The organism is Glutamicibacter uratoxydans (assembly GCF_006539925.1).
Classification (GTDB): domain Bacteria; phylum Actinomycetota; class Actinomycetes; order Actinomycetales; family Micrococcaceae; genus Glutamicibacter; species Glutamicibacter uratoxydans.
The window spans coordinates 164037-185911 of sequence record NZ_BJNY01000004.1 but is presented as its reverse complement, the minus strand read 5'-3'; the positions used below and the strand labels follow the sequence as shown (position 1 = coordinate 185911).

Annotated in this window: 19 protein-coding genes; 10 read left to right on the top strand and 9 right to left on the bottom strand. The window is 62.5% G+C overall.

Annotation, left to right across the window (positions count from 1 at the left end; all coding sequences use genetic code 11):
- Positions 1-55: 55 nt before the first annotated feature.
- A complete protein-coding gene (gene rarD, locus AUR04nite_RS04625) occupies positions 56-1000 on the top strand; it encodes an EamA family transporter RarD (RefSeq protein ID WP_141362412.1) in 945 nt (314 codons plus the stop codon).
- A 113-nt stretch (positions 1001-1113) separates the two neighbouring features.
- Here the strand turns inward: rarD and gabT are convergent, their stop codons facing one another.
- The 3 genes from gabT to AUR04nite_RS04610 all read right to left on the bottom strand — a co-directional run bounded on the left by gabT (position 1114) and on the right by AUR04nite_RS04610 (position 4406).
- Complete coding sequence (gabT, locus tag AUR04nite_RS04620) at positions 1114-2457, bottom strand: 4-aminobutyrate--2-oxoglutarate transaminase (protein ID WP_141362410.1); 1344 nt, start codon at positions 2455-2457, stop codon at positions 1114-1116.
- A gap of 201 nt (positions 2458-2658) precedes the next feature.
- Positions 2659-2796, bottom strand: coding sequence for a methionine/alanine import family NSS transporter small subunit (locus AUR04nite_RS04615; protein ID WP_141362408.1), 138 nt, complete (start codon positions 2794-2796; stop codon positions 2659-2661).
- A 2-nt stretch (positions 2797-2798) separates the two neighbouring features.
- Positions 2799-4406 (bottom strand): sodium-dependent transporter, encoded by a 1608-nt coding sequence (locus AUR04nite_RS04610; protein WP_141362406.1) that lies wholly within the window; start codon positions 4404-4406, stop codon positions 2799-2801.
- Positions 4407-4521: 115 nt separating this feature from the next.
- Here AUR04nite_RS04610 and AUR04nite_RS04605 point away from each other — a divergent pair, with 115 nt between their 5' ends.
- Genes AUR04nite_RS04605 through AUR04nite_RS04595 form a run of 3 tightly spaced genes read left to right on the top strand, consistent with a single transcriptional unit; the run spans position 4522 to position 6891 of the window.
- On the top strand, positions 4522-5925 hold the full coding sequence (locus AUR04nite_RS04605) for a PucR family transcriptional regulator (protein ID WP_141362405.1): 1404 nt from the start codon (positions 4522-4524) through the stop codon (positions 5923-5925).
- Between the two features lie 19 nt (positions 5926-5944).
- Positions 5945-6379 carry a hypothetical protein gene (locus tag AUR04nite_RS04600; protein ID WP_141362403.1) on the top strand — a complete coding sequence of 145 codons (435 nt, stop codon included), beginning with the start codon at positions 5945-5947 and terminating at the stop codon, positions 6377-6379.
- Positions 6379-6891 (top strand): HIT family protein, encoded by a 513-nt coding sequence (locus tag AUR04nite_RS04595; RefSeq protein WP_141362401.1) that lies wholly within the window; start codon positions 6379-6381, stop codon positions 6889-6891. Before AUR04nite_RS04600 ends, AUR04nite_RS04595 begins: the two co-directional genes overlap by 1 nt.
- Before the next feature lie 68 nt (positions 6892-6959).
- Here the strand turns inward: AUR04nite_RS04595 and AUR04nite_RS04590 are convergent, their stop codons facing one another.
- A complete protein-coding gene (locus AUR04nite_RS04590) occupies positions 6960-8057 on the bottom strand; it encodes a polyprenyl synthetase family protein (protein ID WP_141362399.1) in 1098 nt (365 codons plus the stop codon).
- A 305-nt stretch (positions 8058-8362) separates the two neighbouring features.
- Here AUR04nite_RS04590 and AUR04nite_RS04585 point away from each other — a divergent pair, with 305 nt between their 5' ends.
- The 5 genes from AUR04nite_RS04585 to AUR04nite_RS04565 all read left to right on the top strand — a co-directional run bounded on the left by AUR04nite_RS04585 (position 8363) and on the right by AUR04nite_RS04565 (position 13285).
- Positions 8363-9700: an isochorismate synthase gene (locus AUR04nite_RS04585; protein WP_141362397.1), complete on the top strand. Its 1338-nt coding sequence runs from the start codon at positions 8363-8365 to the stop codon at positions 9698-9700.
- A gap of 197 nt (positions 9701-9897) precedes the next feature.
- A complete protein-coding gene (locus tag AUR04nite_RS04580; protein ID WP_246055366.1) occupies positions 9898-10674 on the top strand; it encodes an ABC transporter substrate-binding protein in 777 nt (258 codons plus the stop codon).
- Between the two features lie 95 nt (positions 10675-10769).
- Complete coding sequence (locus AUR04nite_RS04575; protein WP_141362393.1) at positions 10770-11561, top strand: amino acid ABC transporter permease; 792 nt, start codon at positions 10770-10772, stop codon at positions 11559-11561.
- Between the two features lie 13 nt (positions 11562-11574).
- Entirely contained in the window at positions 11575-12351 is a 777-nt protein-coding gene (locus tag AUR04nite_RS04570) for an amino acid ABC transporter ATP-binding protein (RefSeq protein WP_141362391.1), read from the top strand.
- A gap of 364 nt (positions 12352-12715) precedes the next feature.
- Positions 12716-13285 carry a hypothetical protein gene (locus AUR04nite_RS04565; RefSeq protein WP_218024633.1) on the top strand — a complete coding sequence of 190 codons (570 nt, stop codon included), beginning with the start codon at positions 12716-12718 and terminating at the stop codon, positions 13283-13285.
- A gap of 6 nt (positions 13286-13291) precedes the next feature.
- On the opposite strand, the gene menD is transcribed toward AUR04nite_RS04565, so the two are convergent.
- The 3 genes from menD to AUR04nite_RS04550 form a co-directional block, all read right to left on the bottom strand.
- Positions 13292-14983 (bottom strand): 2-succinyl-5-enolpyruvyl-6-hydroxy-3-cyclohexene-1-carboxylic-acid synthase, encoded by a 1692-nt coding sequence (menD, locus tag AUR04nite_RS04560; protein ID WP_170184085.1) that lies wholly within the window; start codon positions 14981-14983, stop codon positions 13292-13294.
- Positions 14984-15115: 132 nt separating this feature from the next.
- Positions 15116-17230, bottom strand: a complete 2115-nt coding sequence (locus AUR04nite_RS04555) for a PhoX family protein (protein ID WP_141362385.1) — start codon at positions 17228-17230, stop codon at positions 15116-15118.
- A gap of 110 nt (positions 17231-17340) precedes the next feature.
- Positions 17341-18351, bottom strand: coding sequence for an o-succinylbenzoate synthase (locus AUR04nite_RS04550; protein WP_141362383.1), 1011 nt, complete (start codon positions 18349-18351; stop codon positions 17341-17343).
- Between the two features lie 81 nt (positions 18352-18432).
- Here AUR04nite_RS04550 and AUR04nite_RS04545 point away from each other — a divergent pair, with 81 nt between their 5' ends.
- A complete protein-coding gene (locus AUR04nite_RS04545) occupies positions 18433-19302 on the top strand; it encodes a phosphatase PAP2 family protein (RefSeq protein WP_141362381.1) in 870 nt (289 codons plus the stop codon).
- Positions 19303-19306: 4 nt separating this feature from the next.
- On the opposite strand, the gene AUR04nite_RS04540 is transcribed toward AUR04nite_RS04545, so the two are convergent.
- Positions 19307-20248, bottom strand: a complete 942-nt coding sequence (locus tag AUR04nite_RS04540) for a DUF3093 family protein (protein WP_141362379.1) — start codon at positions 20246-20248, stop codon at positions 19307-19309.
- Positions 20249-20461: 213 nt separating this feature from the next.
- Positions 20462-21874, bottom strand: a complete 1413-nt coding sequence (locus tag AUR04nite_RS04535) for a dihydrolipoamide acetyltransferase family protein (RefSeq protein WP_141362377.1) — start codon at positions 21872-21874, stop codon at positions 20462-20464.
- Position 21875 lies beyond the last annotated feature (1 nt).

The window sequence follows — 21875 nt, the reverse complement described above, 5'->3', positions numbered from 1 at the left end:
GGATGAAAATAAGAAATCCGACATCATAGAAATCACTTGAAAGCGTACCGACTACATGAGCGCAAGCACCACCGTGACTCCTATCCGTTCCGAGCATAGCTACGGCTTACTTCAAGGTGCTTCAGCGTACTTGATCTGGGGACTGCTGCCCGTCTACTTCCTGATGCTGCCCATGATCTCTGCCTTCGAATTCGTGGCAGTGCGCGTGGTCTTCTCCCTGGTGTTCTGCGTTCTTCTGCTGTTCATCACCAAGCAGATGCGCCAATTCCTGGCAATGTTCAGGGATGGGAAAACTGTGGGCCAGTTGGCGCTCGCCAGTGCCCTAATCGCCGCGAACTGGATTCTCTACGCGGTGGCGGTGCTTACCGGGCACGTGCTTGAAGCCTCCTTGGGCTACTTCATCAATCCCATAGTGGCGATCTTGCTGGGTGTGGTGGTGCTCAAGGAGAAGCTGCGCACCCTGCAGTGGGTGGCAGTCGGCTTTGCCGCCATCGCCGTTGTAGTGCTGACTGTCGGCTTGGGCCGGGTTCCGTGGATTTCACTGGGGCTGGCGTTCTCCTTTGGCTTCTACGGCCTCGTGAAGAACAAGGTGGGCCAGAGCGGAACGGCGTTGGGGACGCTGACCATGGAGACACTGCTGCTTGCTCCATTCTCCGCCCTGTTCATCGGCTGGCTCGCAGCGCAGCAGAACTCTGCGCTGGCCGGTGCGGAGAACTTCGGCGTAGTGCTGCTGCTGGCTGCCAGCGGCATCATCACTGCGGTGCCGCTACTGCTTTTCGGCGGAGCCGCCCGCCGCCTGCCGCTGAGCACCCTCGGCTCGCTGCAGTTCCTTGCTCCGCTGATCCAGTTCATCCTGGGCCTCTTGGCCTTCGGCGAGCAGATGCCGCCTGAACGCTGGATCGGATTTGGCCTGGTTTGGGTTGCTGTGCTCTTCGTCCTGGCAGACATGCTGCGTGCGCCGAAGGCGGGCAGCCTTCCCGAGCCCAAGAAGCTGATCTAGGGCAGCCGAAGACGAAAAGAAGCGTCCGGGGCATCGAAGGTGAACTTCGATGCCCCGGACGCTTTTTAGGTGGCGCCGCCGGGCAGGGCCCCGGCGGCGCTGCACCGGCTTAGTTAGGCAGCGTGCTTGCGGATGGCAGCTTCCAGTACGTCGAATGCTTCGCCCAGCAACTCGTCGCCGATGACCAGCGGAGGCAGCAGGCGCACTACGTTGCCGTAGGTGCCACAGGTCAGGATCAGCACGCCGTTGGCCAGGCACTCGGTCGCGATGGCCTTGGTGACGTCGGCATCCGGCTCCAGGCCGCCAGCCTTGACGAATTCCAGTGCGATCATTGCGCCGCGTCCGCGGACATCGCCCAGTGCTGGGATTTCCTTCTGCAGGGCGGTGAAGCGGGTGAAGAACTGCTCTTCGATCTCGCGGGCGCGGCCTGCAAGATCCTGCTCCTCCATGAACTTGATGGACTCAAGTGCAGCTGCAACGGCAACAGGGTTGCCACCGTAGGTGCCGCCCAGGCCGCCGCCGTGGACCGAGTCAAGCAGTTCGGCGCGGCCGATGATGCCCGACAGCGGCATGCCGCCGGCGATGCCCTTGGCCAGGGTGATGATGTCCGGCTCGATCTCTTCGATGTCCGAAGCGAACCATGCGCCGGAGCGGGCGAAGCCAGCCTGAACTTCGTCGGCGACGAAGACGATGCCGTTTTCCTTGGCCCATTCAGCGATGCGCGGCAGGAAGCCGGCAGCTGGGACGATGAAGCCGCCCTCGCCCTGGATTGGCTCGATGATGATCGCGGCAATCTGGTCGCCGCCGATCTGCTTCTCCATGGCCAGGATGGCGCGCTCTGCAGCTTCCTTGCCGGAGATGTTCGGGTTCTCTTCGCGGAATGGGTAGCTCATTGGCATGCGGTAGATCTCCGGTGCCAGTGGGCCGAAGCCGCGCTTGTATGGGGCTGCCTTCGCGGTCAGGCCCATGGTCAGGTTGGTGCGGCCATGGTAGGCGTGGTCGAAGGCAACGACTGCCTGGCGACCAGTGGCGATGCGGGCTACCTTGATGGCGTTTTCTACTGCTTCAGCGCCGGAGTTGAAGAAGACTGCGCGCTTCTCGAAATCGCCCGGGGTGATGGTGGCAAGCTTCTCAGCCAGCTCGATGTAGTTCTCGTAAGGAGCAACCATGAAGCAGGTGTGGGTGAAGCGCTGCGCCTGCTCGGCCACTGCCTTAGCCACTGCCTGGTTGGAGGCGCCGACGGTGGTCACCGCAATGCCGGAGCCAAGATCGATCAGCTGGTTGCCGTCGACGTCGACGATGATGCCGCCGTCAACATCTGCAGCGTAGACAGGCAGGGTCGAGGCGACGCCGGCTGCCACGGACTTGGCGCGGCGGGCCGACAGTTCCTGCGACTTTGGACCTGGGAATGGGCCTTCGATCTTGCGCTTCTGTTCAATGCGGTAGGTAACGTCCACCAGCTTTTCCTCTCAGTACAGTGAGCCGCCCATAGAAGAACGGCAATGTTTCTAGTAAGCAGAATATGTGCCGGAGGCTGCCAGCACTACGAGATTCAGCACAAGCGCCATCGAGATTAATAGTGCAAGTGCACAGCAAAGGCCCGGCAGTGATTCCTTCATCGGAATACCCGCCGGGCCTTCGCCGGATGCCAATCCTGCCTACAGGGTGTGGGCCGGCTCGATCACATCGTCATCGGTTTTCTCGGGATGACGTGAGAGGTTGATCAAGGCGACAACCAGGCCGCCCCAAATGGTGAGCATCGAAATGATCATGAAGATGATGGCAATTGCGCTCATTTCTAGTACTCCTTTCCGGCTTTTTCTGGAACTTCTTCAGCAATCACGTTCTTCTGATGCTGGTGGAATTCAGGATCGTCAAGCTTGGAGTTCTTGCTCCAAGGAATCAGCGAGAGCAGCACGGCGCCGATGATCAGCGCTCCTGCCATGCCCCAGCCGAAGATCCCGTTGAACCAGGCTGGATATCCGGAGTATTGCTCGGACATCTTGGTCTGCAGCTCGTTGATCAGCATGTAGCCTAGGGCCGCTGGACCGACGCCGCCGACCAGGACCTTCCAACCGGTGCCCAGCTTGATGGAGCTGTGGCGGTTCAGGTGCTTGGCCAGCTTCGGCAGCGCACCGAGGCCCGAGCCCAGCACGATCACGATGACCAGTGCGCAGGCCAGGATGCCGAACTGGTTGACGAACGCATCCATGGTGTCCAGCAGGTACAGGCCTGTAGTGGTCGGGAACAGCAGCAGCGAGATGACGGCAACAGGGATGGAAACGATCAGCGTTGCAGGGGTGCGGCGCCAGCCCAGCTTGTCCTGGAATGCCGCCACGATCACCTCAAGGATGGAGATCAGCGAGGTCAAGCCCGCGAAGACCAGGGAGCCGAAGAACAGCACGCCGATCACCGCGCCCAGCGGAGCCTGGGAGACGATGGTCGGGAAGGCGATGAACGCCAAGCCGATGCCGCTGGTGGCAACCTCGTCCACCGACTGGCCAGCGTTGTGAGCCATAAAGCCCAGGGCGGCGAACACGCCGATGCCCGCCAGCAGTTCGAAGCCCGAGTTGGCGAAGGCAACGACATAGCCCGAACCGGTCAGGTCGCTCTTGCGCTTCATGTACGACGAGTAGGTCACCATGATGCCGAAGGCAACAGAGAGCGAGAAGAAGATATGGCCGAAGGCCGCAGCCCATACGGTGGGGTTCTTCAGCGCCTCGAAGTCTGGGGTGAAGAAGGCGTTCAGGCCGTCGATGGCGCCTGGCAGGAAGACCGACTGGATCACCAGAATGGCGAACATGACGATCAGCAGCGGCATGAATACGGCATTAGCACGGGAAATGCCCTTGTTCACGCCGGCGACCATGATCACGATGGTCACCAGCCAGACCAGGATCATCGGCACGAAGATCGAACCGACGAAGTCGAATCCTACGCCTGCTTCCGGTGCGACCTTCAAGAAGTCGGACTGGAAGAACGCTCCGGCGCCGTCTGGGTTCTTGTCCCATGCCTTGGTGATGGAGAACCAGCAGTACATGGCGGCCCAAGCGATGATGGCCGCGTAGTAGATGGCGATGATGAAGCAGATCAGCACCTGCCACCAGCCCAAAACCTCAGCCTTGCGGTTCAGGCGGCGGTAGGCCAGCGGGGCCGAGCCGCGGTAGCGGTGGCCGACCGCGTAGTCGAGGAACAGCAGTGGAATACCTGCACACAGGATGGCCACGAGGTACGGGATCAGGAATGCGCCGCCGCCGTTTTCATATGCGACATACGGGAAGCGCCAAATGTTACCCAAGCCCACGGCTGAGCCGACTGCGGAGAGAATGAACAGCTTGCGCGAAGAGAACGTCTCACGCTTTTCCGGTGCGAGCGGAGCGCCTTGTGTAGATGATGGAGAGCTCATGTCACTAAACTAGCGTAAAACTTTCACATTGTGGTCATTTTCGCGAAGATTGTGTCCATCATTTGAGCATTTTGCGCAAAACAGTGCAGTACGCGACTCAACATAGAATAAACGTATGGCAATAACCTTACGCGGTCTTCTGGAACATGACGAGCTTGGCCTGCACGCATTAACCGATCCAGATCAATCTGCGCAGACGGCGATCACCTGGGGTGCGGTGACAGAACTGCTCGACCCATCCAAGTTCCTCACCGGCCGAGAAATTGTCATGACCACCGGGGTTCGGCAGAAAACTGCACAGTCCCAAGCGGACTTCGTGCGCATCCTGGCCTCAGCCGACGTCGTGGCCCTGGCTTTCGGCATCGGCCTTGAGCATGAGAGCGTACCGAAGACCATTATCGAGACAGCCCGCGAAGTCGGGCTGCCGGTCATTGAGGTCCCCTACCGCACCCCCTTCGCGGCGATTTCCCGGTTAATCGCAGAAGCCCTGAACGCCGATCACGTCAAGCGCATTGAAAACCTGCTCAAGGCCCATCAGAAGCTGGCCCAGTCCCTGCTCTCCTCGGATCTGGACCGGATGCTGGACGAGCTTGCCAAGATGTTGCATACGGATGTGTCCCTGAGCCTGTTCGGCGAGATCATCTCCGGCCATCTTGACCCGCAGCGCAAATGGCATGAGGTGCCGGTGGCTACCGGGCTGCGCGACCGCTGCACCTTGCATATTGCTGAGCCCTACACCCACGACCCGCTGGTCGAATACGCGCAGTCGCTGATCGGGCTGGAATTGGCCAACAAGTCGCGGCTGCGCGCCTCCCAGCGCTTGGCCAACGGCCAGGTGCTCACCGACCTCGCCTCCGGCACCCTCTCGGGAGCCGACGCGGCGGTGCGCCTAGGCTCGCTCGGGCTGGACCCACAGCGCGAACACTCGGTGCTGCTGGTGCAGGCCACCAGCCACAGCGAACGCCTTCAAACGCTGCCGCTGCCCTCGGACCTGGCCTCGCAGGTGTCGGCTATCGTCGAGGACCGCTTGGTGATCGTGGTGGCGCATAAGCAGATCCAAGCCTCGATCGAACGCCTTGACGAGTACCTGGCCACCGCAGGGGTGGGCGCTCGGGTCGGCTACGGCGGCCGCTACTCGAATACCACCGGCATCCGCTGGAGCTACTTCGAAGCGCTTGAATCGCTGCGCCACGGTGAACGCGTCAACGTCCCCACCAAGCTTTCGCTGACCTCGCTGCTGCTGGCTGCGCGCGATGTCCCGCTGCAGGATCTGGCGGCAGAGGCTCTGGGGCCAATCCAGGAATTCGACCAGTCCCATGATTCGGGGCTGCTGCAGACGCTGCGCGAGTACCTGAACCGCGACGGCTCGGTGGGCGCCGTGGCCGAATCCCTGGGCCTGCACCGCAATACTGTGCGCTACCGCATGCAGCAGATTGCAGAACTTTCCGGCTACGACCCGAATGTCACCAGCGACCGCGTGCAATTGTGGATTGCTCTCAGTGCACTTGAGCTGGGCTAGTTCTAGATAGGATTAACCCATGGCTGACATGTTTCTAGAGAAGTTCCGTTCCCTCGTCCCCAAGTACCTTGAAGACCAGTGGAATGAAGCCGATGGCCTGACCACCGAAGAATTGCGCGAAGGACTGTCCCAGTCCAAGGTCGCCATCCCCTTTGTCCTGGAGGAGTTCTACCTCGCGCTGGGCAACAACGACGACTTCATGGAGGCCTACCACTACTTCTTCGACCCCGAAGAGCTGGAAATCGAGGACGGCTACCTTCTGTTCCTGGAAGACGAGGAAGAGAAATTCGTCTGGGGCTTCAAGGCATCGCATCTGGAAGTGCCGGATCCGATCGTCTACCGCCGCAACAACAAGAAGGGCACCTGGAGCAGCGAGGAAGGCACCTTCAGCGAATTCACCCTGGACATGTTCGCCTGGATCTTCGAAGAATTAGCAGCCGAGCTGGAGGACTAGTGCTCTACCGTTCCCATGAGCCCGAAGGCTACCAGTGCCCGTTCTGCGAGCTGGTCAATGATCTGCCGTTCACCGAGTACAACCTCTGTGCACCCAGCGACTTGATCTACCAGACCGAGCTGGTGGCCGCCATCATGGCCTGCGACGGCTTTGGGAACCACGGCGGACACGTAATGATCATCCCCACCGCGCACATCGAGTCCCTCTACGAACTCGACGAAGCCACCGGTGCGGCGATCATGCGCGAAACCCAGCGCGTGGCCCTGGCCATGAAGATCGCCTGGGATCCGGACGGGACCAGCACCCGGCAGCACAATGAGCCTGCCGGGAACCAGCATGTGTGGCACTATCACCAGCATGTCTTCCCGCGCTATTGGGATGACCAGCTCTACCGCCAGCTGCGCCACCGCGTCCCGGTGGAGGACCGCGCGCTGAAGGCCCAGCAGCTGCGGGCGGCGCTGTTCAGCGACGCGCATCCGCAGCGCCTGCGAGACGCTGACGTCATCCGCTAACAGCCATCCGGCCTTAACAACAAAACCTGCCAAGTTGGACTCGGCAGGTTTTGTTGTTTAAGCCTGAATTAGGACTCGCGGGTCACTACAGCATCGGCGAAGGAGATCAGCGCCTGCTTCACCGTGCCCTCCGGCAGCGGAGCCAGTGCCGCGATGGCATCGTCGGCCCAGCGGCGGGCCACCTTCCACGCTTCATGAATCGCAGGGTTGCCGGCCAACGCCGTGACAGCCTGCGCCAGTGCTTCGTCGCTGCTCAGGTCCGAGTCCACCAGTTCAACTACGCGCTGTGCCTCGGCATCGCCGTTGTAGGCGGCCTGGCGCAGCAGCAGCACCGGAAGGGTCGGCACTCCCTCGCGCAGGTCCGTACCCGGGGTCTTGCCCGAGTCGGCTTCCTTGGAGGCGATGTCGATGACGTCGTCGGCGACCTGGAAGGCCACGCCGACCTTCTCGCCATATTCGCGCAGCACTTCCACGTATTCCGGGATGCCGCCGAAGCGTGCGCCGAAAGCGCCGGAGGTTGCCAGCAGGGAGGCGGTCTTGTCGCTGACCACCTGGATGTGGTGTTCGATCGCATCCTCATGCTCGCGAGGACCGATGGATTCATGCAGCTGGCCCAGGCACAGGCGCTCGAAGGTGCGCGACTGCCATTCGACAGCTTCCGGGCCCAGCTCGGCGCCGAACACCGAGGCGCGGGCGAAGATCAGGTCGCCGGCCAAGATGGCCACCGAGTTGCCCCACACCTCATGGGCGGTGGGTGCGCCGCGGCGCATCGGCGCGGAATCCATGACGTCGTCGTGGTACAGGGTCGCCAGGTGGGTTAGTTCAACCACGGCGGCGGCCTTGATGACTTCATCGCTGACGCCCTGGCCCAGCAACGAGGTCAGCAGTACCAGCAGCGGGCGCACGCGCTTGCCGCCTGCTTCCACCAGGTGGCGGCTCGAAGCGTCGATCAACGGGTCGGAGTTGGCCAGCGCATCGCGCAGCAGCTTTTCAACCTTTGCCATGCCGGTGGAGATTGCCGGGCCGAATTCTGGATCCTCGGCAATCAGCGCAAAGCCCGAGGGAAGATTGATGGCCGCAGCGAGTACCGCGGTTTCAGGATTCAGCTCAATCGAGTCGGACACCTCATGTCCGGCTGCGGTCCAGTTGCTCTTGGAATCAGTCACTGTTCTACGGCTTACTTATCTTTCATCGGGGTAGTCATCGCTTTGAACGAAGACGTGTTTAATGCGCAGGTGGCGCACAAACATCACTTCACTCTAACCGATGCGTTCAACTGTTTGCTTGCAGCCCCGGCCCGCGTGTGTTCTGCGGCGCGCCGATGGCGGCGAAACTGGTCAAAACCGAGTTTACCGGCTTGCCCGGTGCGCACCGGCCCATTCCGTCAAATCTCACAACATTACAGCCCGTGGTGACAGGCGCCACCACGGGGGCAACTCCCCTGCCATTGCGCGGTAGGCTTAGCCCTATCATGTCTGCAGATTCGTCCGTTCTCAGCTCCCGCAACCTGCGCGGAAGTGTTCCTGTATTAACAAGCATCACGTTCCCGTACGCCGATCCGTCCCGGAACCTGATTGAGAATTCCATCCGCCACTCTTCGCTGGTGTGGACCCGCCGCGGCCGGGGCCTGGTGGGATTCGGAACTGCAGCCAGGCTGAGCACCCGCGGCGAACAGCGTTTTGTCGACGCACGCAGCTGGTTCAAACAGCTGTTGGACCAGGCGCAGATCACCGACCCGATTTCCCGGCCCGGCAGCGGCCTGATCGCCTTTGGCTCCTTCGCCTTCTCATTGACCAGCGCCTTCGACTCGCGTTTGGTCATCCCGGAGGTCACCGTGGGACAGGACGATGAAAAGTCGTGGATCACCCTCACCGGCACGGCCCAGCAGCTCGAGGGGGCCACCTTCGAATCCGCGCTGCAGCGGCTGCAGCAGGCGATCGCCGAAGCCTCCGTCCCAGAAAACCTCCCCGGAGATATCGAGCTGACCAGCGGCCAGCTCACCGCCGGCTCCTATCTGCAGGCGGTGCGCAAGGCGCTGGAGGTTTTTGAAGACAGCGGCATTTCCAAGCTCGTCCTGGCCCGGGACATCCTGGCCCGCAGCAGCGCGCCCATCGACCTGGGCCGCGTGGTGCACGAACTGACCGCAAGGTACTCGAACTGTTGGACCTACCTGGTGGACGGACTGGTCGGCGCCACCCCTGAAATGTTGGTGCGGGTGACCAACGGCCTGGCCGAAGCCCGTGTGCTGGCAGGCACCCTGGACCGTGCCAAGGAGGGAGCCGATGCACCGGACTTCGCCAAGCACAATTTGTTCGACGATCCCAAGCAGCGCCACGAACACCAGCTGGCCATCGATTCATTGACCGAGTCGTTGAATCCGATTTCCCACGGCATGCAGTCCCCTGACGAGCCGTTCATCCTGCAGCTGCCGAATGTCTGGCACCTGGCCAGCGATGTGCGCGCTGAACTACGCGCCGATGAGCATGGCGTGCTGCCCACGGCACTGGACATTGCAGAGATCTTCCACCCGACCGCCGCCGTCTGCGGCACGCCGACCAAGCAGGCAGGCGTCGTCCTGCGCGAGCTGGAAGGCATGGACCGCGGCCCCTACGCCGGACCCGTGGGATGGATGGATTCGCGCGGCGACGGGGAATTCGGCATCGCCCTGCGCGGCGGAATCCTGGAAGATTCGAACCTCATGCGCCTCTACGCCGGCTGCGGCATTGTGCCCGGCTCAGTGCCGGAAGACGAGCTTGCCGAATCATGGGCGAAGATGCGCCCGATGCGCCAAGCCCTTGGAGCCGAATAGCCGAAGGTTAACTGAATCCCATACATTTTCGGGGCAGGGGCCGCATTAAGCACCAGTTCTGCTAATGCTCGGCTTCACATGTGTGAGGTGTATCTCAACCTAGTGTGTCCGTGGTTATGATTATGGCTACGCACTATGATCCACTCGCATTACCGAAAGTAGGTTCTGATCCTATGCGTGGTACCAAGAAGCACCTCATGTCTGCCCTTGCCGTCAGCTCGATCGCTTTGCTGTCGCTGACCGCCTGCGGTTCCGATTCCGGCTCCAAGTCATCCGATTCGCCGGCTGCCGCCGACGCAGCCTTCGCCCCAATCGAGGCAGGCAAGTTCACCGTCTGCTCCGACATCCCCTACGAGCCATTTGAATTCGTCAAGGACGGCAAGAACGTCGGCTTCGACATGGACATCGCCGCCGAGATCGCCAAGGATGCCAAGCTAGATCTGAACGTCATCGACGCCAGCTTCGATTCCATCGAGTCCGGCCTGTTCAAGACCCAGTGCGATGTGGCAATCTCCTCGGTTTCCATCACCGAACCTCGTTCAAAGAAGATGGATTTCTCCACCCCGTACATGGATGACGACCTGGTGCTCATCGCGGCAGACGGCTCGGGCATCACGGATCTGGAAAGCGCCAAGAGCAAGAAGGTCGGCGTTCAGCAGGCCACCACCGGCGAAAAGTACGCCAAGGAAAAGGGCCTGTCCCCCATCGGCTTCGAAGATGCAGGCCTGCAGACCCAGGCCCTGATCTCCGGCCAGGTCGACGCAGTGCTGGGCAACCAGTCGGTGCTGGGCTACGCGATCAAGGACAAGCCAGGCTTCAAGTCAGTCGCCGACTTCAAGACCGGCGAGCAGCTGGGTGTTGCAGTGCCAAAGGACAAGAAGGCAACCCTGGAGCTGGTCAACGGCACTCTCAAGCGCCTGACCGATGCAGGAACGTTGGAAGAACTGACCACTAAGTGGTTCGGCGCGAAGTAACAAGCGCTAGTCCGCTTTAGTGAAAGCGGGGACTTTGGACAACCACGACCCAGTGGCGTCCAAGGTCCCCGCGTCATTCCGAGAGGTATAAAATCATGGCAATGACTACAAGTCAGCGCGCCAAAATGAGCAAGACCATCCAGATTGTCGTCTTCATCCTTGCAATCGTGGCAGTCGTCTTCTCATTGGACTGGGAAAAGACCCGCTACGCCTTCCTATCCTTCGACCAGCTCGGGCCGATGTTCCCCGATATGATCTTGGTCGGCCTCAAGAACACCCTGTTCTACACCGCAATTTCCTTCGCCTTCGGTCTGGCTCTCGGCCTGATCCTGGCTTTGATGAAACTCGCTTCCTTCGCCCCCTACCGCTGGGTGGCAACGGTGGTCATCGAATTCTTCCGAGGCGTTCCAGCCATCCTGGTGCTGATCGCCTTCGGCTACGGCCTTCCGATCGCCTTTGGCACGAACTGGCCTCAGCCAGTCAACGTCATGCTGGCTCTCGGCCTAGTATCCGCCGCCTACATTGCTGAAACCCTGCGTGCAGGTCTGCAGGCTGTGCCCAAGGGCCAGACCGAAGCGGCCCGCTCGCTGGGCATGCCGGCCTGGCGTGCAATGGTCACCATCGTGATCCCGCAGGCGTTCAAGATCGTTCTGCCTCCAATGACCAACGAGATCATTCTGCTGACCAAGGACAGCTCGCTGGCATTCATCCTTGGCGCCGCGGCAGCGCAGTACGAGCTGACCAAGTTCGGACGCGACGGCATCCAGCAGCTTGATGCAGGCATCACCCCGCTGGTGGTTGCAGGCCTGTTCTACCTCGTCATTACGATCCCGCTGAGCCTCGTGGCCCGCAAGTTTGAATCCCGCTCGGCCCGGACCAAGCGCTAGAAAGGACACGACAATGACTTCTGCGAATGCAACAATCAAAGCTGAAGGCGTGGCCATTACCCAGCTGCGCAAGTCCTACGGCAGCAATGAGGTGCTTAAGGGCATCGACCTGGATGTGAAGCCCGGCGAGGTCGTCTGCTTGATCGGCCCTTCCGGCTCCGGCAAGTCCACCCTGCTGCGCTGCGTGAACCTTCTGGAAAAGCCAAATGCAGGCAAGATCATGGTGGGCGGCTTTGAGGCCACCGACCCCGAGGTCAACCTGGACAAGATGCGCGAATCGGTGGGCATGGTCTTCCAGCAGTTCAACCTCTTCCCGCACCTGACGGTGATGCAGAACTGCACCGTGGCCCAGATCAAGGTGGCCAAGCGCGGCAAGGCCGAGGCTGAAAAGATCGCCCAGGAAAACCTCGATCGCGTAGGCCTGGGAGACTTTGGATCGCGCTATCCAGACCAGCTCTCAGGCGGCCAGCAGCAGCGTGTGGCGATTGCCCGTGCGCTGTCGATGAAGCCGACGCTGATGCTCTTCGACGAACCGACCAGCGCCCTCGACCCGGAAACCGTGGGCGATGTACTGGCCATTATGAAGAAGCTAGCGGCCGACGGCATGACGATGCTGGTGGTGACCCACGAAATGGCCTTCGCCAAGGAGGTCGCCGACCGCGTGGTCTTCATGGACGGCGGCGTCGTAGTGGAAGAGGGCGTGGCCGCCGAGGTCATCGGCAACCCGCAGCAGCCGCGTACTCAGGACTTCCTGCGCCGCGTGCTGGATCCGACCCACGTCGATATCTAACTCATTAGATCAGGACATTTGGCCGTTGCGGCTCCCCCATAAGCAGGGGGCTGCAACGGCCAAATTCTTTAACCACGCAAAATCAAGCGTTCGCTCATCTCAGATCGACCAACAGATGAGCCGGCGAAGCTCGTTCTCGCCCTCTGTGCTTCGGGCCATGATTTCCTGCAACAACAGCATAAACAACAAATTCTCGTCCCTTTCATCAAAACTTTTCGCAGAAATTCGAGTCTAAATCTGGCGCAATTTCTCAATGCCTCATTTTGGTAATTGAGGAATTTTCAGAAGAAACGTATGCTTGCCAATACTTCATTGTCAGAGCAGTTCAAATACAGGACGGCAGCTTTTTCTCGTCTTCCGGGGCATGGGGAAGGAAGTCATGGTCCACCGCAATTCAACTGGGTCGGCAAAATTACTTATAGGCGCAGCACTTGCATCGTTGATGATTATCACGACATCTTGTTCGCCCCCGAATAGTTCTTCGTCAACTACGGAATCCTCCAACACCACAGGTGCAGAGAAAGTAGAACTGACCTCTCTTTTATCTCTCGCCAGCGAGATCAACGAACAAGACCAAAAGTCATCGAGTGTTGATGTGATCGCTTCTGCGGTTGCAAGGCCCTTCACCGAAGTAAAAGAAAGTTCGCCGACGGCGGCCACGATCCGCGATGTCTCACAAGCCGAACACGTCCCCGGCACTTACCGGCTGATCGTCACATGCGTTGGCGAAGGCAGCATCCAAGCTTCATTCACTGTAGGCGCTCGGAAAGTAACGGAAAGTATCCCGAATTGTGAAGGTAAGGGCACAGTCAAGGCCTTGGAAAATATCGTCCTCGACAAGAAAGCCGATAATTCCGAAGTGTTGCTCAGCCCGGCAGAGACGTCAAATTTGGCAGTCGCATATCGCATCGAAAAAGATCCTGCCGGAAACTAAGCTGCCCTACTCCCCCGGCCAGCCCAGTGCTCCGATCAGCTGGTTGAGCTCTAGGTTCTCGGCCCGCAAGTGCTCCCGGCTGGCAGGCACCTCGATGATGCGAAGAGCTCCAGGCTCGCTGCCCGCCATCAGGTCGCGCAGCTGGCTGGCCTGCTCGACTCGGTGGTATTTCCAGCCGTAGCCTTCGGCGAGCGCCCGGATGTTCATCACCTGCTCGGTGCCGAAGAACCTGTCGACGCTGCTGGCATAGCGGCCTGATGCGGCCACCGCCCCGTGCTCCAGGGTGGAGAAGATCGCTCCGCCCTGGTCGTTGTACACCACCACGTCCAGCGTCGGGCGTGCTTCGCCCCGGGTCCACACCATGGATCCTGCATCGTGGGCGAAGGTGATGTCCCCCATCACTGCTACGGTGCGTTCGCCGCTGGCCAGGGCAAGTCCCAGCGCCGTGGAGATGGTTCCGTCGATTCCCGCTAGTCCGCGGTTGGCAAAGGCCCTGCCCAGCTGTTCTGCCGCCGGGACCGCGGCGAGGTCGAAGTCCCGCACGATGTTAGAGGAGCCGATCAGCAGCATCGGCAGCTGTGCCGACCAAAGCACTTGTGCCACCGCAGCTCCGTTCAGCGGTTCTCCCGCGTCGGACGCAGTACGCAGTTGCCCAGCCTGGGCGTCGAGCGTCTTCCACGATTCAAGCCATCCATCCGGCCCGGCGCCGGCAAATTCCTGCAGCGCCGCCGGGTCGCTGATGGGCTGCTCCCTGCGGCGGCCTGGCTCGTACCACGGCGCCGGAGCAGGTTCCCAGATGGCGGCTTCGATGCGCGGATCTGCCAGCAGCCTGCCCACCGGGCGGCTGAGCGTGGGCCGGCCGAAGAGCACCACCCGTTCGATGCGTTCCTGGCCCACGGCAATCAGCGGCCGGTAGTGTCCGATGGCGTTTTCGCCGAAGCGCGCGTTGGAGGAGGGCTCGGCGAACAGCGGCAGACCCTGGACGCGGGCGAACTCCTGGGCCTCGACCCCTGCACCGTGCCCTGCCACCACTACCGTTCGGCGGCCTTCTTGTGCCGGCGGCTCCCATGCAGCCTGGCGGCGGTTCTCCTCCCAGGTACCGGCCGTGATGTGGGTCCACGGCTGGGCATCGATGCGGGAGGCGTCTTCGGGGGTGAGCGGGTCGCGGAACTGCAGGTTCAGCTGCACCGGTCCCGCCGGCAGTGCGTCGCTCCCGCGCAGCGCCGCCAGCGCCTGTGCAATTGCTTCCTTGGGGCATTCTCCGGCCGCCACGTTGAGGGCAGCGCGCACGTGCTCGCCGAACAGCGTCTTCTGCTTGGTGGTCTGGCTGGCTCCGGTGCCGTGCAGTTCATCGGGGCGGTCGGCGGAGAGCACCAGCAGTGGCGTTGCGGTGTGGTTGGCTTCCATGACCGCTGGAAGCATCTGGCCGATGGCCGAGCCGCTGGTGGCAGCCAGCGCCACCGGCGTGCAGCTTGCCTGGCTCAGGCCCAGGGCCATGAAGGCCGCGGAGCGTTCGTCGATGCGCACGTGCACCCGCAGCTTGCCTGCGGCTTCTGCTTCGGCCGCCGCGTAGGCCAGCGGGGCGCTGCGCGAGCCCGGGGATAGCACCAGCTCGCGGATCCCGGCTGAGATCAGCGAGGCAAGTACTTCCCGGGCAGTGAGAATCGCCCGCTGTCCCCGGTCGTGGTGCACACTCACGTTCTCGCTGCCCTCGCATCTTGCCTGCTGAAATTGCCGTGTCCAGTCTATCCAGCGGCGCAAACAGGCGGCGGCAGGAAACTCTGTGATTTCCTGCCGCCGCCTGTGCAGTCGGTGTGGCTCTAGCCCAGCCTAGCCTTGGTGGCCCTTGCCGCGGCCCTTGCCCTTGCCGTTGTTCGACGCTGGCGCGAACACCTGCACCACGGTGGGGCGCGGTCCGTAGAACTGGCCGCGGGCCGCAGAGCCGGCATCCTTGGCGAAGTCAGGGAACAGCGAGGCAGGCTGCGCGAAGCTGCCGCCCTCCCCCGGGTGCTGCACCGAGACGAACACCGAGCCGTCCTTGTCGTGCACTACCGGGCCGCAGGTTTCAGCGCCGGTGGGCACCGCCAGGAACTGCTCTACGCGTCCACGGTCCTTGCCGGTCAGGGTGACCTTGTGCAGGGCATCGGCGTAGCCGATGGTGCTCGGCGCGCCGTCGGTGGAGATCCACAGGTTGCCGGCCGAGTCGAAGGCCAGGTTGTCAGGGCAGGAGATCGGCGAGACCTTGTCTGCCGGGTAGCCGGAGAAGTAGGTGGAGGAGTTGATCTTCGGATCGCCCGCCACCAGCAGGATGTTCCAAGTGAACTTCGTTGCCGTGGCGTCGTTGCCTGCCTCGGTCAGCTCGATGATGTGCCCGTCGCGGTTTGATACGCGCGGGTTCTGCTCCATGGCCCCTTCCTTGCCTGCCTTGCCACGGTCCGAGTTGTTGGTCAGCGCAATGTACAGCTTGCCGCTCACCGGGCTCGGTTCCACGTCTTCCGGGCGGTCCATCTTGGTGGCGCCCACCTTGTCGGCGGCGATGCGGGTGTAGACCAGCACCTCGTCCACGCTCATGCCTTCCACCTTCGACTTGCCGCCCACGACCAGCGGCAGCCAGGTGCCGGTGCCGTCGAATGCGCCGTCGGAGGGCAGTGCGCCGCTGCCGTCGATCTGGCTGGCCGGCGAATTGCCGGTGAAACGCGCAACGTAGAGGTCGCCCTTGGACAGCAGGGTCATGTTGTGGCGGCGATCGTTCTTACGGTAGGTGTCAGCGGAGACGAACTTGTACACGTATTCAAAGCGGGAGTCGTCGCCCGAGTAGGCCACTGCCTTGCCGTTCTTCGCGATGCGCACGTTCGCACCCTCGTGCTTGAAGCGGCCCAGGCTGGTGTGCTTGACCGGGGTGGAGTTCGGGTTCTGCGGATCGATCTCCACGATCCAGCCGAAGCGGTTCGCCTCGTTCTCGAAGCCTTCGTGGTTCAGGCCGAAGCGTGGGTCGGTGTCCTCCCAGCCGCGGCCGGTGGCTGCGGTGCCGATGCCGTAGCGGGCTTCTTCGGCGGTGCCGCGCCCGCGGAAGTACTGGTCGAAGTTCTCCTCGCCGGAGAGCACTGTGCCCCAGGGGGTGGTGCCGCCGGAGCAGTTGTTCAAGGTGCCCAGCACCTTGGCGCCGGTCGGGTCGGCGGCGGTCTTGAGCAGCTCGGAGCCGGCGGCCGGGCCGTCCACGCGGAATTCGGTGGACAGGGTGATGCGGCGGTTGCGCTCGCCGCCCTGGACATAGGTCCACTTCTTCTCGTTCTTCTTGCGGGTGATCTCCACCACGGAGAAGCCGTGCGCGTTCATCGCGATGCGGCGGGCCTCGTCCTTGTTGGCCTCAAACCAGGCGGCGTCGAACATCATGTCTTCGTTGGTGTACTCGTGGTTCGCCACCAGCACGCCGGTGCGCCCGGAGTACTTGTCCACGATGATGTCCAGGTAGTCGCAGTTGTAGCCGAACTGCTCGCCCTGGTGCTTAGCGCTCTGCTTGGTGGGATCCAGCACCGGGGTCTTCTTGAACAGCGGGTCGCCCCAGCGGATAATGCTGTGCCATTCATAGCCTTCGGGAACGCTCAGGTCATCCACCGAGCGCGAGACCGGGTCGATCGCGGTGAACCCCAGCTTGCCGCCGCCTGCAGGCTGCTTGCCGGCAAGGGTCAGCGGCGCCGCCGCGTTGGCCTGCTGGGCGCCGAACAGCTGCGGGCCGACGACCAGCGCTGAGGCGCCGATGGCTCCCAGCCCCAGCATCTGACGGCGGGACAGGGCCTGCTCGGCGACGTCCTTGAAGTAGCTGTTGGACGAGGTGTTGCAGTCCGGCTTGGTGCAGGCGTCGGCGCATTTGAAGTGGCAGGTGGCTGCGGAGCGGCCGCCGCGGGTGTGGCCGAGCATCGGCAGCAGGGTGCGAGTGGGATTCATGTGGTGGTCTCTTCCTCGTTTAATGGCTCACAGTCAGTGGCTTGAAGCGATTAGAGGTTTTCACCCGCACATGGCGCGCACCCTGCTTTTAGGTTAACGCTGGGAAAACTTCAGCACCGCTCAATGGCGCCTGCGGCCAGCAGCTCATAGCAGCGGGCCACGCGTTCACGCCACCAGGCGGTGCGCTGCTCCCCGGGGTCCAGCCGCTTCAGATGGTCCATCTCCGGTTCCACCCGGCGCACCGGCAGGTAGCCCGCGGCGGCTAGCAGCGGCTGGCCGGTGACGTCCTGGGCCAGCAGGGTTCCGGTGGACAGTCCGCAGGCATAGGGCAGCTCGGGCAGGGCGCTAGCCAGGGCGGCGGCCTGGGCCAGCCCCACCGAGGTGTCCAGGGCGCTGGAGACCACCACGTCCAGCTGAGCCTGCTTGGCGATGTCCAGCACCGCCTGGATGCCGCCCAGCGGCTGGGCCTTGATGACCATCAGGTCAGCAGCTCCCAAGCGGGAGACCTCCAGCGGGTCGGTGTGCTTGCGCACCGCCTCGTCCGCCGCGATCTTCAGGCCGATGCCGCGGGCGCGCAGCTGTTCGCGCACCTGCGCCAGCCCGGTGATTCCCGGCACCGGCTGTTCGGCGTATTGCAGGTCGAAGCCGCTGAGCCGCTCAAGCGCCTCCACCGCAGTAGGGATGTCCCACCCCATATTTGCGTCAACGCGCAGCGCCGCCTGCGGGTACAGCCGGCGGGTTTCGGCAACGCGGGCCACATCCTCGGCAAGGCTCTGCCCCTTTTCGGCGACCTTGATCTTGATGGTGTGCGGGGCATCGTAGTTCTCCAGCACCCTGCCTACCTGGTCCGCCGGCACCGCAGGCAGCGTCGCGTTCACCGGGATGCTGCTGCGCAGCGGCTTCGGGAACGGCTGGTAGGCGGCTTCGATGCCGGCGGCCAGCCATTTGCAGGCTTCTGCTGGCTCGTATTCAAGGAAGGCGGAGAACTCGCCCCAGCCGGTGGGGCCCTTGATCAGCAGCGCCTCGCGTTCGGTCACTCCGCGGAACTTCACCCGCATGGGCAGGCGGACCACGTGGCTGTTTTCAAGGATTTCTTCAAGACTAGGCAGCTGCAAACTCATAGCTACTAGCCTAGCCATGGTGGCGATAGTTACACGCCGCAGACCTGCAATCCGGGGCCTTAGGTGTGACACCCTAGAACTATGAGCAGCACAGAAACCGCCTTGAACCCGCGCCATCTCCAGTGGTGGTGGGCCGCAGTGCTGGCTGTGTCGATGTTCGCCGTCGAGTACCTGTTCTTCATCCGGCTGCGCGAAGGCCAGTGGGCCGACGAAGTCGGCTACGGCGTCTGGTCCCAGTGGTGGCCTTCAACTTCGCTGCAGCAGCCGGTGCGCCAATTCCTGGATCTGCTGCCGTGGATCTGCGGGGCGATGGCCGCCGTCTTCCTACTCTACCGGGTGATCAGGGACCGCAGCTTCCTGCGCGCGCTGATTGCCATCATCGCCGCCGGCGGCGCCATGGCAACCACCCAGCTGCTCAAGCATTCAGTCCTGGACCGCCCGGACTTCAACTTCGGCACCCCCGGAAATTCATTCCCCTCGGGGCACACCACGGCGGCCGCCGCGGCCATGGGATTAATGTACATCATGTCCCCGCCGCGGCTGCGCCCTGCCGTGCAGCCGGTAGCGTGGATCTTCGCCACGGCCACGGGCCTTGCCACCCTAGTCTGCGGATGGCACCGTCCCAGCGACATCGCCGCCGGGTTCCTGGTGGCCGCCTTCTGGATGGTCCTTGCCAGCGCAGTGCTGCAGAAGATCCAGCCCCTGAGCCACGAGGTGAAGGAAACGTCCTGGTCGCGCACCGCGGGAATCTTTGCCATCATCTGGTGGGTGCTGGTGATCATCCTGTCCTACCTGCTGCCCCACCCTCATATCCAGAAGGTGCCAGAAGCCCTGCAGATCAGCTATGCGGCGCTGGGAATTATCCACGTTTTAGCGGCCGCGGTGATTGCCGGCCTACTGCTGCGCTCGGTGGTCATAGGTCCGGCACGCAGCGAGCCTGCGGCGGATTAACTGCCTATTTGATCAGCGAGTTCAGCTGGGCCGCCGCCTGCGCCGAATTCGGGATGGTCACCGCAAAGCGCCGCTTGTCCTTCAGCTCGATGGCCAGCCCCTGGGAACGCTTCATCACCACGGCCGATCCGCCCGGGAAGAAGCGCCAGCCCCAGCCGCCCCATTCCATCGGCAGGATTTCTTCACTGGAAACCGAGGCGATCTCGCTGGCATCGATGGTGCGCAGCGGGAAGCCGAAGATCGCGCTGGACACTCTCAGCTTGCCGTTCTTGATGGTCACCCTGATTCGCGCGATGCCCAGCACCACCGGGGCGACCACAAGGATCATGACCAAACTGATAACCAGGGCGACCCAGTTTTCCCCGCCCGCTGTGTCGTCGATCCCCGCCAGCGTGAACAGGCCCATGCCGAAGACAAAGACCCCCAGCAGCCAAAGCCACCATGGCGCGGCAGCGGTTTCGTCGAATTCGCCTGAAGCCAATGACGCCGGAGCGGCCTGCTTGGCAGCCGGCGCAGTTCCCTGGGCCTTGGCAATTCGCTGCCTGCGTTTGGCATGGGAGCGGCGCGAATACTCTTGGAAGATCCCCGAGAGCCACAGCGGCGCCAGCGCCACCAAGGGCATGAGGACCGAAGCGATGATCCATGGCCCGTTATCCGCAAGCGTCGGATCCCCGGCAATCGCGGTGGGAACAGCACAGGTGATGACCAGTGCCGCACTGGTCCACGCGGTCATGCCGCCGACCAGGAGCAGCACAAGGATCAGCAGCGGGTTGCGCCTCAGGGCGATTCCCGCCAGGCCGAGCACGCCGCCGATGATGCTCAGAGTCGTGTTCACTGCGAAGAACACCGACGTTGCGGTGAACCCGTCCGGGTAGCGGCTATCGGACCAGTGGGTTGCGGTGATCTCCGGCAGCGAGCCGCCCAGGAACACCCGGGTGAGCACCACGATGATCAGCGGAAGAACCAGCAGGGTCGTCAGCAGTGAGCGGTTTTTGACGTCAAAGGGTTCGCTGGAAATGATGGTTCCTCTCGCCGGTGCCGTACAGCATCAAACTACTACGTCCCAGTCTATGAAAAATTGACGTGACTAGGAAATATCCGGTTAACGAACGATGCCCTCGAAGCCTTTGGGAGGTTTCGAGGGCATCGTGGCGTCCGCTTAGAGCGAGGCCAGGGCCGACTTAGGATCGGTCATGGCGTCGGCAACGTAGCGCAGGAAGCCTGCCGCGGTGCCGCCGTCGCAGACGCGGTGGTCGAAGCTCAGGGTCAGCTCGCAGATGGAGCGGACCTTGATCTTGCCGTTGACAACCCATGGCTTCTCAACGATCCGGCCCAGTCCAAGGATTGCCGCCTCTGGATAGTTGATGATCGCCGCGGAGCCGTCCACGTTGAACACGCCGTAGTTGTTGATGGTGAAGGTGCTGCCGGAGAGGTCGGTGACCCCTGCCTTGCCTTCACGGGCAACGGAAGCCAGGCGGGCGAACTCTGCAGAGAGCTCCTTGGCGTTCAGCTTGTGGGCGTCGCGCACGTTCGGAACTACCAGGCCGCGGTCTGTCTGGGCGGCGAAGCCCAGGTTCACGCCGTTGAACAGGGTGTGGCGCAGCGAGCCGTCGGCTTCCACGTCAATGCGGCTGTTCAGCTCAGGGAAGCGCTGCAGGCCTGCCACGGCGAAGCGGGAGATCAGGGCCATGATGCTCGGGGCCTGGCCTTCTGCTTCCTTGATCTTGGTGCGCAGCTTCAGCAGCTTGGTGACGTCCACGTCCACCCATACGGTGGCCTCGGGGATCTCGCGGCGCGAGGTGCTCATCGCATTGGCGATGGTCTTGCGCACGCCGGACAGGACCTGCGAGGAAGCCACCGGCAGGCCGGTGCGCTTGTCTGCACCGCCAACTGCTGCTGGTTCCACAGCCGCAGCCGGTGCGGCGGCAGCTGGTGCCGCAGGAGCAGCGACTGGCGCAGCTGCGGCTGCAGGGGCGGCGCCAATCAGCGCCTCGACGTCGCCGCGCAGGACCAGTCCGTCAGGACCGGTTCCCTTGACCTGGTGGATGTCAATGTTGTTCTCGCGGGCCAGCTTGCGCACCAATGGGTTGATGACGCGTACTGCCTGGGTGCTGGTCTCCGAAGATGCGGCGGCGGTGGTGATGCCTGCACGCGGACGGCGACGGCGGCTGGTCTTCTTGGCGGCGCTGGTGCCATAGCCAATCAGCACATTGCCGCTACCCTCGTCCTCTTCTTCTTCGGCCGGGACCTGGGTGCCTGCGAGCTCTTCTTCACGGTAGGACAGCGCGCCCTCGGAAGCTTCAGCGGCTGGTGCAGCAGGCTCATCTTCTCCCCCGGTGTTGACGGAGAAGAATGGCTCGTCGACCAACATCATCTGGCCGGCTTCGCCGTGCAGGGTGGAGACGGTGCCCTCGAAGGGGCTCGGGATCTCCACCAGCGACTTGGCGGTTTCAACTTCGGCAATCGGCTGATCGATGGCTACGGCGTCGCCTTCGGCGATCATCCAGCGCACCAGCTCGGCTTCGGTCAGGCCTTCGCCGAGATCCGGCAGCAAGAAAGTCTTGATGGCCACT

What these genes read in the sequence shown, in the direction of transcription:
- rarD (WP_141362412.1), top strand. Translation starts at nt 56, where the DNA reads ATGAGCGCAAGCACCACCGTGACTCCTATCCGTTCCGAGCATAGCTAC.
- AUR04nite_RS04615 (WP_141362408.1), bottom strand. Translation starts at nt 2,796, where the DNA reads ATGAGCGCAATTGCCATCATCTTCATGATCATTTCGATGCTCACCATT.
- AUR04nite_RS04610 (WP_141362406.1), bottom strand. Translation starts at nt 4,406, where the DNA reads ATGAGCTCTCCATCATCTACACAAGGCGCTCCGCTCGCACCGGAAAAG.
- AUR04nite_RS04605 (WP_141362405.1), top strand. Translation starts at nt 4,522, where the DNA reads ATGGCAATAACCTTACGCGGTCTTCTGGAACATGACGAGCTTGGCCTG.
- AUR04nite_RS04600 (WP_141362403.1), top strand. Translation starts at nt 5,945, where the DNA reads ATGGCTGACATGTTTCTAGAGAAGTTCCGTTCCCTCGTCCCCAAGTAC.
- AUR04nite_RS04585 (WP_141362397.1), top strand. Translation starts at nt 8,363, where the DNA reads ATGTCTGCAGATTCGTCCGTTCTCAGCTCCCGCAACCTGCGCGGAAGT.
- AUR04nite_RS04580 (WP_246055366.1), top strand. Translation starts at nt 9,898, where the DNA reads ATGTCTGCCCTTGCCGTCAGCTCGATCGCTTTGCTGTCGCTGACCGCC.
- AUR04nite_RS04575 (WP_141362393.1), top strand. Translation starts at nt 10,770, where the DNA reads ATGGCAATGACTACAAGTCAGCGCGCCAAAATGAGCAAGACCATCCAG.
- AUR04nite_RS04570 (WP_141362391.1), top strand. Translation starts at nt 11,575, where the DNA reads ATGACTTCTGCGAATGCAACAATCAAAGCTGAAGGCGTGGCCATTACC.
- AUR04nite_RS04565 (WP_218024633.1), top strand. Translation starts at nt 12,716, where the DNA reads ATGGGGAAGGAAGTCATGGTCCACCGCAATTCAACTGGGTCGGCAAAA.
- AUR04nite_RS04555 (WP_141362385.1), bottom strand. Translation starts at nt 17,230, where the DNA reads ATGAATCCCACTCGCACCCTGCTGCCGATGCTCGGCCACACCCGCGGC.
- AUR04nite_RS04550 (WP_141362383.1), bottom strand. Translation starts at nt 18,351, where the DNA reads ATGAGTTTGCAGCTGCCTAGTCTTGAAGAAATCCTTGAAAACAGCCAC.
- AUR04nite_RS04545 (WP_141362381.1), top strand. Translation starts at nt 18,433, where the DNA reads ATGAGCAGCACAGAAACCGCCTTGAACCCGCGCCATCTCCAGTGGTGG.